Here is a 13,850-nt window from a genome sequence, read left to right as displayed (position 1 = left end):
TCAATGAACGCAGACTTCGCTCCTGACGACGGCCGTTGCCGTTGCTGCGGCGCGACCTGCGCGCAGCGCACGGTGTGGCGGGAGGTGTACCTCGGCAGCGGCCAGGAACTGCGGCGGTGCGGACTGTGTGCTGCTGCCTACCTCGCTCCGGACTTCAGCGAAGAAGCATTGGCGCGCTTCTACGCGCACGACTACCGCCGCTTGTTTCCGATGGAAGTGCCCTGGCGCAGCGAGGAACGCTTCTTCGCCTTGCGCGGCGACCGGTTGGTCGCAAATCGTCGGCTGCGCCGGATTTCGCCGAATCTTCCAAGGGGTGCGCGCCTGTTCGAGTTGGGCTCTGGCTTTGGTGCCTTCCTGGGCGCCGCCGCTGCGGTGCGTCCGGACCTGCATTTACTGGCGTCGGAGCCGGATATGGCGCACCGCGAGCGCCTGCTGGATGGCGCCCGCGTTCAGTTCCTGCCCCAGCAGCAGGTGATGGACGAAGCCACGCTTGATGCGGTCGTGGCCTTCCACGTGATGGAGCATTTACCGGATCCGCGCGATTTCCTGGCAACGGTGGCACGGGTTTTGGTCCCTGGCGGTCAGGCATGGATCGAGGTGCCGGACGTGATGAGCGACTGGCGTTCGCGGAACTATGTGCATCCTGCACATCTGAGCTATTTCTCGGCCTCGCTGTTGCAACGGCTGGCGCAAGCCGCAGGACTGGATGTGATCTACTGCGATGCCTACCCTGGCGGGGGCATGCTGGCGGACAACCTGTGGCTGCACCTGCGGCGTCCACGGCACGCGTGTGTGTCCAAGCCGTTGGCGGCGGCAACCGCGCAGGAGGTGCGCCTGCTCGATCGGCAACTCAATCGGGTGTCCTGGGCGCTGCGGGATCGGATGCGGCGCGTGCTCAAGCAGGCCATCGTGAGTCTGTTCGGCAGTGGCCTGGTTGGAGAACTGCAGCGTCGGCGGAACCAGTGGCGTGTGTTGCAAGAGGACTGCGATGCAATTCCGTGACTTTCATCGGACCCTGCGGATCCAGTATGGCGAAGACGCCGCAGCAGTGCGCCACGAACTCTATTTCCTGTCCTTGCGAGGTCGCAGCGCAGTGCTGCGTGCCGTACTCGCTTTGCTGCGGGATGCCTGGCTGTGTGCGACGCTGCCACGGCGCGCGATGCCAGTGGCGGGATGGGCCGCGCTGGCCACCCTACCGGGCAGCAATGGCTGGGGCGCCCTCGCACCGTGCGTTGCCGATCTGGCCCGGCGCGGCATCGCCTGCACCGTCCTCATCCATCCGCGCCTGCGCGGGCAGGTCGCTGGACAGCTTCCGGCCCGGCCGCCAGCATCGGCTTGGCGCCATGCCTGGTCAGCCTGGCGGCTCCGGCATGCGCCAGGCACGACACCGGTCGCCGCGCCCTGGCTGGTGCGCTGCTGCGTGTTTCGGCAACGCCTTTGGTGCGGCGCCTGGTCGAGCGTGATGTGCTCGGGCACGACCGCCACGCTGCTGCTGCACAACGATTTCGATCTCTACGCCGTGGCGGCACAGCAGGCCGCCGGCGCCGGCTGGCGCAGCATCTGCGTACAGCACGGCTTGCCTACCGAAGAATTCTTTCCCGTGCGGGCCCAGCACCATTTGCTGTGGGGACCAAGCAGCGCAGAGGTCTACGCCCGGCATGGTGTGGCCGCACATGCGTGCAGCTACGGTCCGGCGCGTCCCCAGGCTGAAGCCAGTGCCCATGCCGCGCCTTCAGTTCTGTATCTCGTATCGCAAACGCACACACCGGTGTATGGGCTCTCGCTCGCGGGCTATTTTCAAGCCCTGGCAGACGCCCTGATCCAGGCCCGGCTCGAGGGCATCACATTGCAAATCCTGCTGCATCCCGAGGAAGTGCGCAACGGTCATCCCTACGCTAAAAGCGCGATGGCCTCATTGTGCCGGCCGCCGCCACATGCCTTGTTGGAGGACACCGCAGCACCCGCGCTGGTAGTGGGTTTCTGTTCCACTGCGCTGTTGCAGGCGGCTTGTCGAGGCCACTATGTCATCGGCCTGGCATGGCCGGCCTCAGGGTCTGCGGATGCGCAGGAGATCGGGCGGCCGGCCCAGCAGGTGCCCGACGTGACGACGTTGTGCGAACTGGTCCGCCGACTGCGAGAGGATGCCTGCACGCGCGGCGCTTTCCTTGAACGGCAGCAACAATGGCTGTCACGCAGTTTCGCTTCCGACCCAGACTGGCCCAGCCATGTTGGAGCCAGCCAATGAAACGCTGGGGCTTGGCGTTGCTCATCCTTTGGGTGCATGTCGGCGATCCGCTGGTGGCGTGGTTGTACGGCGGTGGCACCTGGTTGCAGGCCACTTGGCTGCGCCCGATACGGGACCTCACAGTGTTGGCGCTGGCAGCGCTGTGCCTGTTGACGGTGCGCATGCCGCGGGCGCTGCTGGTGTCGGTGCTGGCGTTCGGCGGATTGGCTCTTGCCTACGCGCCGGTGGGCCTCGTGCATGGCCTTCCAGCCGGGGTGGTACTGGGATCGCTTGGCGTCATTTTGGTGCCGATGGTGTTCCTGTTGGCGGGATACGGCTGCTTTTCGACACCTCGGAATCTCCGTTTCGGCGCGTCCGCCCTGGTCTGGCTGGGCTTGGCCAGCACTTTGTTTGGCATGTGGGAAATCGTCAACACCCAGTTCTGGGTGGACACCGTGCGCCTGCCTGACTACCTTGCGAACATCAAGGGCGTGATGCCAAAGGACACCGATCCCCATACCGGCCTGCCATGGAATTTTTTTGGCGGAGAAACGTATGCGCGCCGCGCTGGCGGCTTATTGGCGGCACCGCTGGCGCAGGGGCAGTTCCTGGTCACTGCGGCCCTGGCAGCGCTGGGGTTGTGGCAGACGCGCTGGCCCTGGCGCGCACTGCTGGTGTGTGCCGGGCTTTTCGTCGGCGTGTGGATGTCGGGAACCCGTGGTTCGATGCTCGCAGGCATCGTTGCGCTGCTCGGCTATTTGTTGACCAGCCGCGGTCTGGTCCGCTCCGCCACTGCGCGGGTGCTGCTGGTCGGCGCCGCATTGGTTGCGATGGTTTGGGCGTCCTACGGCATTGTGGTGGCCTCGTGGAATTTCCGTGACGGCTCCACGATTGGCCATTGGTGGGCACTGCAGCGCAACCTGGCCGACCTGGGCCAAGTCGCTCTGTGGGGAGGTGGTCTGGGACGCCAGGGCGCTTTCGCCGCCCGGCAAGCGCTGACCGATCTGGGAGGTGGGGAAGGTGCCTTGTTCAGCATCGCCTACCAGATGGGAGTGCCCTGCGCGCTTTTGTTTCTTGGCCTTGTCTTTTGGTGCCTGCGCACCCTGTGGCAAGCCCACGTCCGGCACGGTGACCGCCTGGCATTGGCCACTTTCTGGCTGCTGTGCGGGATGGTGACGACCTTCGTGTCTTCCGAAAATGCGTTGACCGTCTCCGGCGCCGGCGGATTCTGGCTGCTGCTCGGTGGCATGCTGCGCCAATGCGCAGCAGCCACGCGCTTCGGCGCGGCTGTCGAGCCCGGAACCATCCGCGCACCGTGCATCCATGCGGCGAGGGCGTGACTCCATGCGCATCCTGCACGTCTACAAAGACTTTGCCCCCCATGGCGGGGGCGGCGGCGTCGCCCGGCATATCCATGGGCTGGCCGTGCTGGCCGTGGAAGCAGGCCATGCCGTGCGCGTTGCGGCACCGTCGGCTGCGAGCGAGCACGTGCACGCCTACGAAGTGGTGCGCGTGAGTGCCCGGGCGATGTGGCAGCACATCGGCTGGGCCGACGCCGTGCATGTCCATGGCGCGCGGACCCCCATTTCCGCGTTGGCAGCGTCAATGGCCTGGCTGCTTGGCAAGCGCTTGGTCTATACGCCCCACTGCTATTACGACGACGATCCCGCTTTGGGCAAGCGCCTGGGAAAACGGTGTTGGGACGGATTGATCGAGCGCGCGCTGCTGCGAGGCGCAGACCGGGTGGTGCTCCTGTCGGCCTACTGGCAGGACTACCTGACGCGGCGCGGTCTCCGTCCCGCGCACCCGGTGCTGCTGCCCAATGCGGTGCTCGAGGCGCAATTGCACGCTCCACCAATGGAAGTACCAGGGCTGGAAGGGGCGCCGGCTTTGCTCTCCGTGGGGCGACTCGACGCGGTCAAGCGCCTGCACGATGCCATCGCGCTGCTGGGCGAGCCGGGCATGGAACATGCAGTTCTGCATGTGGTTGGGCGGGGGCCGGATCGCGCGCGGCTTGAATCTTTCGCGCAGACACGCGGATGGGCCGATCGGGTGCGGCTCCATGGTTTTGTCGACGATGCCGATGTGGCCGCCATGGCCTCGGTCGCCGATCTGTTCGTCATGCCATCGGCGATGGAGGGCATGCCGACGGTACTGATAGAGATGCTATTGCTCGGTTGCCCGGTCGTGGCCAGCGACATCCCAGGCAACCGGGCGATTTTGGAGGCCGTCGGACTGTCCGATGCCCTCTATCCACTCGGTAACGTCGCCGCACTGGCAGCCTGCGCAGCCACCCAGCGGCAACGACGCGTGTTGCCGCACACCATTGCGCAGGTTCGCGCAGGCTTCACGTGGGAGCACATGCGATCACGTGTAGGGGCACTGTACGATGCGCCGAAAAAGGAGCCTGCGCCTTGATATACCGTCCCGAACGGATTCGTTTCTTCGATTGCCCATTGGATCTCGTCTCTCCCACGCAGTTGCTGCAGCGTGCACAGGAGGCCGCCCACGGTGGAGACCCGGTTCGCATCGAAGGGCTCAATGTGGCCAAGCTGATCGACGCAAGAGTGCAGGGACTGCTGCGTGACGCACTGGATGAGGCCGAGCTGGTTCACATCGACGGGAGCGGCATCAGTGCTGGCCTGCGCTGGCTGGGAGTCAATCCCCCGGCTCGACGCGCCGGCATTGACCTGATGCAAGACCTCTGCGGCCAGGCTGCACAGTCCGGTGTCGGGGTCTACCTGCTGGGTGCGCGGCCGGCCATCGTTTTGGCGGCCGCTCAACGGCTGCGCGAGATGTTTCCCGGACTTCACATCGCCGGGACAAGCGACGGCTATTTCCGGGACGACGAAGTGACGCACGTCGTCGCTGCGATCCGGAACTCGGGAGCGCGCTATCTTTTTGTCGGCATCAGCTCGCCGAAGAAGGAACTCTTTTTGCAGCGGCATTGGTATGAACTGGGCGTGGCACTGGCGATGGGGGTGGGAGGATCGTTCGATGTCGTGTCCGGCATGCTGCCGCGCGCTCCACTGCTGATGCAGAGATTCGGCATGGAATGGATGTTCCGTTTGTGGCTGGAGCCCAGGCGCCTGTTCGCCCGGTATCTGCGAACCAATTGCGCCTATCTACTGCTGCTGTTACGCGCGCGCATGAGCAGACGCCATCGTTCGCGTGCCATCGTCCGCACGGGTGCATGAACTCACGTTTCGATCCCTCCCCGGCGGCCGTACCGCCGCGCGGGCAACTGCTCCTGGTGAGCATTTGCCTGGCCCTTTATCTGCTGTTTTGCTTGCAGCAGATCGTGCTGCCGTTTCGGTTTTTCGGCATGACCCTGTCATTGGGGTCCGTGACGATGCTGGGCTGCATGCTCGCCATTTCCGCAGGATCGCTCGTGCGGCATGGCGTGCCATCTGAATTGGTACGTCCCCTGCTGGCCATCCTGATGTGCATCGCGGCCCTGTCCGCATCGGTCCTGGCTTCGAACCACATCGGGCTGGCATGCGCATTCGCCGTGCGGTATGCCACCAGTCTTTTGGCGCTTTGGGCCATGCTCAGCCTCGCTGCGGCCTGCCCGCGCTGGCCGCGGGCGGCGACGCTGGCAGCACTCATCGCCGTGTGGTTCAACCTGGCGCTGGCCGGGGCCGTCTGGTTCCAATGGCCTGGGGCGCTGCGCGTGGCCCTGGCATTCCATCCAGAAGAGACTTTCAAGTACCTGCCGCGAATTTCGGGCATGTACGAGCACCCTGCACTGTTGGCCACGTCCGCGGCCATGGTGCTGCTGTTGGTGCTGAGGCTGCAGCAGCGGGGTGAAGTCGGGAGGATCTCGCTGGCGCTCGCGTTGGTGGGCGCCGTGTTGGCGCTGGCGTTGACCCAGGTACGCAACACCCTGCTGCCCGTCGGGGTGCTGATGGCATGGTGGGCATGGCCAAGGTCATGCACGTCTAATAGACAGCGCCACATCGCACGCGTGGCGTTGGGCGGAATCGCTGTGCTTGCCGTCTTCGTGTTGTGGCTACGTTATCCAGACATGACCAGCGCGGCACAGGAAAACATGATGACGGCCTTCACGCTAGGGCGGACGTACCTTTGGAGCGGCGCGCTGGATGCTTGGCGCGAACACCCCTGGTTCGGTCTTGGGGCAGGCGTGTTCCAGTTCATGGTTCCGGACTACACCGGCGGCCGCTTCCACCGCGGCGAACTGCACGCTCACAACCTGTTGCTGGCGGCACTGTCCGAAACGGGACTCTTCGGCCTGCTTGCCGGATTGGCGCTGATTTTTGCGCTGTGGCGTCCCCTGCTGCGCATTGCGGCCGAGCGTCAATGGGCGATCGCGTGGCTGATTCTCGTGCTGGGTCTGAGCACGTTTGATTTTTACTTCCCGTTTTTCCCGTTCTCGATGCATGCCGCATTGGCAGTGGCCTCACTGCACGCGGGACATTGCGCGCCCTCGCAGGCCGACGGCGTATCACGATCCACAACTTGACGGTTCAGCCAAAGCGCTCGGGCTTGGGTTTGCGGTCTGTGCACTGACGTGCATGTCGCGCTGCATCCGCCGCCGGATCTCTTGGACGAAGGGCTGCGCTGACGTCTGATCTTGAAAGCCGGCTAGCCTGCCTAGGCCGGTCTTCAGTGAGTGGTTCTGTGGTGCCGATGGCGTGGGGACGATGTGTCTTCCTGGCCCTTCGCGAGCAGGATATCCAGAATGCGCCGGAAGGCGTTTCCATCACCCAATGGATTGCTCCATGCCACCACACGCGCCAGCAACTTTTCCAAAGCCGTCCGCAGGTCACCGTCGCTCAGGCTGGCCGGCAGCTCGGCACCGCCACGCTCTAGCGTCTCCGGGCGCTCGGTGCTGGTGCGCAGCAAAAGACACTTGCGCTGCAAGATGCAGGCTTCCTCCTGCACGCCGCCGCTGTCTGTCATGACCAGCGCAGCGCCCTGCAACAACGCCAGCATGTCCAGGTAGCCGACCGGCTCGATGGCCAGCAGCCCAGGTCGGCCAGCCAGCGTAGAACGCCCCATGGCCGCCAGGCGCGGGTGCATCGGAAACACCAGAGGCATGCCTGCAGACCACGACATCGCACACACGGCGTCCATCAGCCTCTCGAAATGCGTTTGCTCTTCGGTATTGGAACGGCGGTGACACGTCAGCAGCCAATAGCCGTTGCTGGGCAAGCCCAATCTGCGCAGGACGTCCGAGCGTTGCCGTGCAGCCGGTGCATAGGCCAGCGTCGCATCGACCACCGTGTTGCCTGTCACGTGGATGCGCCTTTCGGACACCCCTTCGCCACGCAGAATCTGCGCCTGCAGCGGGGTGGGGCAGAACAGGTGGTCCGCCATCTGATCGATCAGGATGCGGTTGATTTCCTCTGGCATGCGCCGGTCACCGCTCCGCAGCCCAGCTTCCACGTGCGCCACCGGAATACCAAGCTTGCTGGCAGCCAATGCACCGGCCAAGGCACTGTTGGTGTCGCCCTGCACGACCACAATGTCCGGCTGCATCTCCGCCAGGACAGGCGCCAGGCCACACAGCATGCGCCCTATCTGTTCGCCTTGCGGTGCAGACCCCACCCCGAGATGAATGTCGGCCGGCGGCAGATCCAGTTGCTCGAAGATGACGCGGTCCATGGATTCCGCGTAGTGCTGGTTGGTGTGAATGACGCTATGGCCAATGCCCTCCCGCTGACTGGCGGCAATCAGGGAAGACATCTTGATGATTTCTGGGCGTGTGCCTAGCACATAGGCAATCTGAGAACGCATGGACTCCGGCCTTGTCAGTAAGCATCGCGATCGAACAGCACGATCGCGCAGGTCTGCGCAATGATGCTCAGATCCAGCCAGAGCGACCAATGCTGGATGTAGTACAGGTCGTACTCCACACGCTTGCGCATCTTTTCCAGCGAGTGGGTCTCTCCGCGCAACCCGTTGACCTGCGCCCATCCCGTCATGCCCGGCTTGACCCGGTGCCGCTGCAGATAGTTCGGGATCAGATCCTGATATTCCGCATTGTGTCGCAGTGCATGCGGCCGCGGCCCGACAATCGACATCCTTCCCTGCAGCACGTTCACGAACTGCGGCAGCTCATCGAGGCTGGTACGGCGCAGGAACGCACCAAAGCGGGTCACCCGCGAGTCCGTGCGCGAGGTCTGAAGCGGCGCTTCTGCCGGATCGTGGGCATGCATGCTCCGAAACTTCCACACCTCGAAAGCCTTCCCGTCCCACCCATGCCGCATCTGCCGGAAAATCACAGGCCCCGGGCCCGAGAGCTTGACGCCCACGGCCAGCGCCAGCAGCAACGGGCTCGCCAGAACGAGCATCGCGCTGGCGATCAGTTTGTCAACCACCAACTTGACGAGTTGCGAGGTGAGGGACAAGGGGCGTACCGACAACTCCAGCATGGGAGTTCCGACCACTTCAGCCATCCCATGGTGAATCAGACGGAACGCAAAAATGTCCGGAATCCATCGAATCTCGACACAGCTGGCGTCCAGATTGCGCACGCTCTCGCGAATCAGCCGCTCGTCGCGCATCGGCCAAGCCAGCCAGACTTCGATGACGCTGTGCTGACTCAACCAGTCTGGCAAAGCGGCGAAGTCCCCCGCATTGATCGCGGGCGGCACGGGAATCACCTCGATGCCTGACCAGGGGCCACGCTGGATGCGCTCCGACACCTGCGCCACCCTGTCCGGCGGCCCCAGGAGCGCAACCCGCCGATTGCCGATGCCACGGGAGTGCAGCCAGCGCAGCAGTCGATCCAGCAGCACCCGTGCGCCGACCAAACCGAGGATTCCGATCCCCGCCCAGTACAAGAACCACAGACGGGAAAAGCTCGGGCCCGTTTTACTTAAAAAACTCAGCGACGCCAGGGCGACCAGCACCAGGCACCATCCCCACAGCAGCCGCCCCAGCACCATGGAGGGAAGCGCCAAGCGCCAGCTTTGATACAGCGCCAGTTGCACAAACACGAACAAATTGAGAAGTGCTCCGGCCAGCAGGGCATAGAAATAGTGGGGCGCATCAGGCAACTCGACATGCCCTGTCCGCAACGCGTACGCGAGCAACCCGCTGGCAACCACCACCGCCATGTCCGCCAGTTTCAACACTGCCGCGGCCATTGCCATGCCGTCGCCGGCCGCGCGCGGGGACACGGCCACGTGGGCCAACAATCGCTCCATCACGCTCATGCGGGATAGTCCTTCGGGGCGCGCGGGCGGGTCGTCGCGAAAATGAACCGCAACTGGTTCTCCTCCATACCGTCTTCTGTATTGTGGTTGCCTTGGTCGCATGCACCCCAGCCTCCAGGGCGATGCATACAGAATCTTAAGACTTCAGCTTTGCCGCAGACAGCAGGCCCATGCTCGCGCACAGCGTCAACTCGCCGCGTCAACGCGTCACTGGGCTTGCTGCTGGCCAATTCGCAGTTCATGGGCGGTCAGGTCGTGGCGGAGACAAGGGAGCCGGTCGTTCGCCGTACGGCACCTGTCCCCGTGAGAACGTCACGGTAAGCTTGAGCGGTGAGTTCGGCACACCGTTGCCAGCTGAATTGCGCGGCGCGTTGACGCCCCGCGGCGCTTGCGGCAGTGCGCCAGGCTTCGTCTTCCAAGCCGCGCGCCAGCTGGGCAGCCAGCGCTTTCACGTCCATCGGTTCAAACAAGGCTGCAGCCTCGCCGGAGACTTCTGGTAGCGCCGCCGCATCCGAGCACAGAACCGGTGTGCCCGTGGCCATGGCCTCCAAGACCGGCAGGCCGAACCCCTCGTACAGCGAAGGGAAAACGAAGAGCCGTGCGCCAGCGAAGAGTGCGGGCAGGCGAATGTCTTCGATATAGCCGAGGTAACGTAGCCAACCGGCCTGTTCGGCCAGGCGCATGCGCTCGTGTTCAGCCGAGCTGTTCCAGCCAGGATGACCGACGACCACCAACGGCCATCTTGCACGCAATGCCGCAGGCAATTGCGCATAAGCGTCCATGAGGTTCAGCAGGTTCTTTCGTGGCTCGATCGTGCCCACGAAAAGACTGTAGCCATCCTGCCTCAATCCTGCCGCTTGCAAAGGCGCAACCAGTTCCGCTTCATTGTGAGGACGGAAAGCACCGCTGCATGCAAGCGGTATGGCCCGTATGTGCTGCAGCGGCCAATCAAACTGCGCCGCAATTTCGCGTCGGGAGAACTCCGACACCGTGAGGATGAGCTGCGTCCGGCGCAACGATAAAGCCACTTCTTTGCGCATGTAACGCACCCGATCTGCACGGTGGCACTGCGCCCAGCGGTAAATCGACATGTCGTGAAAAGTCACGACACAGGGCCCGTCGTGATGCGGCAAAGAATAGTTGCAACCGTGAAAGATCGCGGCGCCTGAACCGCGTAGCGCCTGCGCTTTGGCGACTTGATTCAAACGCTGATACGTGTCGAGAGTCCAGTGAAACCGTGAAAGACGATCTCCAATCCAAGGGATGACGGTCCTTGCAACCCCGGGCTTTGGCAGCTGTTCACTGAGCCGGTGCCCGTGCAAGAACCGCAAGGATTCGATCTGCGGCAGTTCGGCAAGATGCCGTGCCAGTTCGTGCGTGTAGCGGCCAATCCCGGTCAACGGGTGTCGGATCGATTCCGTGGCCAGAATGACGTTCACTGCCGACTCACCTCTCGAGTTGACGGGATCTCCCTGGTGGACACAGGGGCTGCGGATGTGCCATTGACGAGCCTGCCGGGGCGCTCGACAGCGACTGCACTGGCATCCCTGCATTCCAAAGGAGTGCGGGAAAATGCCAGAGTGCAACTGGTGGCGTCTGAACATGGCGGCTTGTCATGTTCAGAGTGGTGTTGATTGTATGTGGGCTGCCGAAGAGCGATCCAGTGGCCCAGCCCCTTGTGCAGGCCATGGCTGGGACATTCAGAACGCTCTTCTATGCAGGCTCCTTGATACCCACACCAATTCATATATGGGAGCATCAACCAGGAAAAGGCATGGGCTTGGAGCCGGAGCACCCACCTGGATGCCGAGGCTGATTCACGAGCTCATTCGCGTGTCGGCCGCCGCAGGCACTCACTCCACCGTCACGCTCTTGGCCAGATTGCGGGGCTTGTCCACATCCGTCCCCCTGGCACAAGCCGTGTGGTACGCGAGCAATTGCAGTGGCACCACATGCAGCAGCGGCGACAGCGGGCCGTAATGCTCGGGCATGCGAATCACGTGCAGGCCCTCGCCGCTTTCGATCCGTGTGTCGCCATCGGCCAGCACATACAGCACGCCTCCGCGCGCGCGCACTTCCTGCATGTTGCTCTTGAGCTTTTCCAGCAGCGTGTCGTTGGGCGCGACGGTCACGATCGGCATGGCGCTGGTCACCAGGGCCAGGGGGCCGTGCTTGAGTTCCCCTGCCGGGTAGGCCTCGGCGTGGATGTAGCTGATTTCCTTGAGCTTCAAGGCGCCTTCGAGCGCGATGGGGTAGTGCAGCCCGCGCCCCAGGAAGAGCGCGTTTTCCATGCGCGCGAAGTCCTCGGCCCAGCTGATGATCTGCGGCTCCAGCGCCAGCACGGCCTGCAGCGCGACGGGCAGGTGGCGCATGGCTTTCAGGTGCTCGGCCTCCTGGTCGTCGGTCAGGCGGCCGCGCGACTGCGCGATGGCAAGGGTGAGAAGGAACAGCCCCGCCAGCTGGGTCGTGAAGGCCTTGGTGGAGGCCACGCCGATCTCGACCCCCGCACGCGTGATGTAGGCCAGCTTGCATTCGCGCACCATGGCGCTGGTGGACACGTTGCAGATGGTGAGCGTGTGCAGCATGCCCAGGCTTTGCGCGTGGCGCAGCGCGGCCAGCGTGTCGGCCGTTTCCCCCGACTGGCTGATGGTGACGACCAGCGCGCGCGGGTTCGGCACGCTGGTGCGATAGCGGTACTCGCTGGCCACCTCCACCTGGGTGGGAATGCCGGCGATGGACTCCAGCCAGTACTTGGCCGCGCAGCCGCTGTAGTAGCTGGTGCCACAGGCCAGGATGAGCACGGAGTCGATCTCCTTGAACACACGCCAGGCGGCGGCGCCGGGCTCGCCGTCCGGGCCGGGCGCACCGTCGAACAGCTCGGGCACGATGCCGCGCACGCCCTCCAGCGTGTCGGCAATGGCGCGGGGCTGCTCGAAGATCTCCTTTTGCATGTAGTGTCGGTAGGGGCCCAGCTCGGCGGCGCCGCTGTGCGCCTGCACGGTGCGCACCGGGCGCCGATGGGCCTCCAGCGGTTGCCCGCCCTTGCCCACGATCCAGTAGCGGCCCAGTTGCAGGTCCACCAAGTCGCCCTCTTCCAGGTACACGATCTGGTCGGTCACCCCAGCGAGCGCCATGGCATCGCTGGCCAGGAAATGCTCGCCCTCCCCCACGCCCAGGATGAGCGGCGAGCCGGCGCGTGCGCCCACCACGCGGTGGGGTTCGTCCTTGTGGATGACGGCGATGGCATAGGCGCCATGCAACTGGGTGACGGCGGCCTGAACGGCCTGGAACAGGTCGCCGCTGTAGTGGCTGTCCACCAAGTGGGCGATGACTTCGGTGTCCGTCTGGCTGGTGAAGGTGTAGCCACGTGCCTGCAGGGCGGCGCGCAGCTCTTCGTGGTTTTCGATGATGCCGTTGTGCACCAGCGCCACGCGGCCCAGGCGCAGCGGCTCATCCGCCGTGGGATCGCCCGTGCCCGTGCCATGGCTGAAGTGCGGATGGGCGTTGTGCACCGCCGGGGCGCCGTGCGTGGCCCAGCGGGTGTGGGCGATGCCGGTGGCCCCCTCGACCTGCTCGGCGTTCACCTGCTCGAGCAACTCGGCCACGCGGGCCGTGCTGCGGGCGCGGCGCAGGCCGCCCGTGCGGGAGGCGCCCAAGCTGGCATCGTGGATGGCCACGCCGCAGGAGTCGTAGCCGCGGTACTCCAGGCGCTGCAGGCCCTGCACGAGGATGGGGACGATGTTGCGCGTGGATACCGCGCCGACGATGCCGCACATGGACGATCTCCTGAAAGGAATGTGGATGGGCGATGGTAGGCAGGGCGTCAAGAAATATGTATAAATTATTCAAACAATATTTGGAATTAAATTTCCCTCAAAACACACATTGAAATTTAATTCCATAAAATTTAACTCCATGGAATCATTATTTCTCGACGACACCGACCTTCAACTGCTGAACGCCCTGCAAGACGATGCCACGGCCAGCAATCAGGACCTGGCCGCGGCGGTTCACGTGTCGCCCCCCACCTGCCTTCGCCGGGTCAAGCGCCTGCGCGAGGCGGGCCTGATCGAGCGGGAGGTGGCCCTGGTCCAGCCCGATGCCCTGGCACGGCACCTGGGCCACGGCATCACCGCGATCGTGGAAGTGACGCTGGACCGGCAGGACACCGAACGCCTGGCAGCCTTCGAGCAGCGCATGCAGCCGGAAGCCGCGGTGCAGCAGTGCTACCGCGTCTCGCCGGGGCCCGATTTCATCCTGGTGCTCTACGCGCAGGACATCCCGGGCTATCTGACCCTGGCCCAGCGCCTGTTTTCCAGCGACGGCAACGTGCGCAACGTGAAGGCCTTCTTCAGCCTCAAGCGCAGCAAATTCGAGCCGAAGCTGCCGTGCGTGCGTCCGGAGAGCCTGCCCCCCCGCACGCCATGAGCCGCCGGACGGGC

11 protein-coding genes are annotated in these 13,850 nt (G+C 64.4%); 7 read left to right on the top strand and 4 right to left on the bottom strand.

The genetic code is table 11. The features are described from left to right. The first annotated feature begins 3 nt into the window (after window positions 1–3). Genes AVME950_RS10530 through AVME950_RS10505 form a run of 6 tightly spaced genes read left to right on the top strand, consistent with a single transcriptional unit; the run spans window position 4 to window position 6,707 of the window. Window positions 4–1,002: a class I SAM-dependent methyltransferase gene (locus tag AVME950_RS10530; protein WP_284429776.1), complete on the top strand. Its 999-nt coding sequence runs from the start codon at window positions 4–6 to the stop codon at window positions 1,000–1,002. Continuing rightward, window positions 989–2,245 carry a hypothetical protein gene (locus AVME950_RS10525; RefSeq protein ID WP_284429775.1) on the top strand — a complete coding sequence of 419 codons (1,257 nt, stop codon included), beginning with the start codon at window positions 989–991 and terminating at the stop codon, window positions 2,243–2,245. Before AVME950_RS10530 ends, AVME950_RS10525 begins: the two co-directional genes overlap by 14 nt. After that, window positions 2,242–3,564: an O-antigen ligase family protein gene (locus AVME950_RS10520; RefSeq protein ID WP_284429774.1), complete on the top strand. Its 1,323-nt coding sequence runs from the start codon at window positions 2,242–2,244 to the stop codon at window positions 3,562–3,564. Before AVME950_RS10525 ends, AVME950_RS10520 begins: the two co-directional genes overlap by 4 nt. Window positions 3,565–3,568: 4 nt before the next feature. Then, window positions 3,569–4,642: a glycosyltransferase family 4 protein gene (locus AVME950_RS10515; protein WP_284429773.1), complete on the top strand. Its 1,074-nt coding sequence runs from the start codon at window positions 3,569–3,571 to the stop codon at window positions 4,640–4,642. After that, window positions 4,639–5,421, top strand: a complete 783-nt coding sequence (locus tag AVME950_RS10510; protein ID WP_284429772.1) for a WecB/TagA/CpsF family glycosyltransferase — start codon at window positions 4,639–4,641, stop codon at window positions 5,419–5,421. The genes AVME950_RS10515 and AVME950_RS10510 overlap by 4 nt, the downstream gene beginning before the upstream one ends. Further along, the gene (locus AVME950_RS10505; protein ID WP_284429771.1) at window positions 5,418–6,707 is read left to right on the top strand and encodes an O-antigen ligase family protein; all 1,290 of its coding nucleotides are present in this window, start codon (window positions 5,418–5,420) and stop codon (window positions 6,705–6,707) included. Before AVME950_RS10510 ends, AVME950_RS10505 begins: the two co-directional genes overlap by 4 nt. 143 nt (window positions 6,708–6,850) lie before the next feature. On the opposite strand, the gene wecB is transcribed toward AVME950_RS10505, so the two are convergent. From wecB to glmS, 4 genes are all read right to left on the bottom strand, one after another. After that, window positions 6,851–7,984, bottom strand: coding sequence for a non-hydrolyzing UDP-N-acetylglucosamine 2-epimerase (gene wecB / locus AVME950_RS10500; RefSeq protein ID WP_284429770.1), 1,134 nt, complete (start codon window positions 7,982–7,984; stop codon window positions 6,851–6,853). 14 nt (window positions 7,985–7,998) lie between these two features. Then, window positions 7,999–9,408: an undecaprenyl-phosphate glucose phosphotransferase gene (locus AVME950_RS10495; RefSeq protein WP_284429769.1), complete on the bottom strand. Its 1,410-nt coding sequence runs from the start codon at window positions 9,406–9,408 to the stop codon at window positions 7,999–8,001. A gap of 248 nt (window positions 9,409–9,656) precedes the next feature. Next, a complete protein-coding gene (locus tag AVME950_RS10490) occupies window positions 9,657–10,847 on the bottom strand; it encodes a glycosyltransferase family 4 protein (protein ID WP_284429768.1) in 1,191 nt (396 codons plus the stop codon). Between the two features lie 414 nt (window positions 10,848–11,261). Continuing rightward, a complete protein-coding gene (glmS, locus tag AVME950_RS10485) occupies window positions 11,262–13,184 on the bottom strand; it encodes a glutamine--fructose-6-phosphate transaminase (isomerizing) (RefSeq protein ID WP_284429767.1) in 1,923 nt (640 codons plus the stop codon). Between the two features lie 139 nt (window positions 13,185–13,323). On the opposite strand from glmS, the gene AVME950_RS10480 reads away from it, so the two are divergent. Then, the gene (locus tag AVME950_RS10480) at window positions 13,324–13,836 is read left to right on the top strand and encodes an Lrp/AsnC family transcriptional regulator (protein WP_284429766.1); all 513 of its coding nucleotides are present in this window, start codon (window positions 13,324–13,326) and stop codon (window positions 13,834–13,836) included. Window positions 13,837–13,850: the final 14 nt, after the last annotated feature.

It is taken from the genome of Acidovorax sp. SUPP950 (assembly GCF_030158935.1).
In the GTDB taxonomy this organism is placed as follows: Bacteria; Pseudomonadota; Gammaproteobacteria; order Burkholderiales; family Burkholderiaceae_C; genus Paracidovorax.
Note: the sequence above shows the minus strand (reverse complement) of the source record. Positions and strands in the feature narration are given on the sequence as shown.

Coding starts and splice junctions, on each gene's coding strand:
- AVME950_RS10530 (WP_284429776.1), top strand. CDS start 4: ATGAACGCAGACTTCGCTCCTGACGACGGCCGTTGCCGTTGCTGCGGC.
- AVME950_RS10525 (WP_284429775.1), top strand. CDS start 989: ATGCAATTCCGTGACTTTCATCGGACCCTGCGGATCCAGTATGGCGAA.
- AVME950_RS10520 (WP_284429774.1), top strand. CDS start 2,242: ATGAAACGCTGGGGCTTGGCGTTGCTCATCCTTTGGGTGCATGTCGGC.
- AVME950_RS10515 (WP_284429773.1), top strand. CDS start 3,569: ATGCGCATCCTGCACGTCTACAAAGACTTTGCCCCCCATGGCGGGGGC.
- AVME950_RS10505 (WP_284429771.1), top strand. CDS start 5,418: ATGAACTCACGTTTCGATCCCTCCCCGGCGGCCGTACCGCCGCGCGGG.
- wecB (WP_284429770.1), bottom strand. CDS start 7,984: ATGCGTTCTCAGATTGCCTATGTGCTAGGCACACGCCCAGAAATCATC.
- AVME950_RS10495 (WP_284429769.1), bottom strand. CDS start 9,408: ATGAGCGTGATGGAGCGATTGTTGGCCCACGTGGCCGTGTCCCCGCGC.
- glmS (WP_284429767.1), bottom strand. CDS start 13,184: ATGTGCGGCATCGTCGGCGCGGTATCCACGCGCAACATCGTCCCCATC.
- AVME950_RS10480 (WP_284429766.1), top strand. CDS start 13,324: ATGGAATCATTATTTCTCGACGACACCGACCTTCAACTGCTGAACGCC.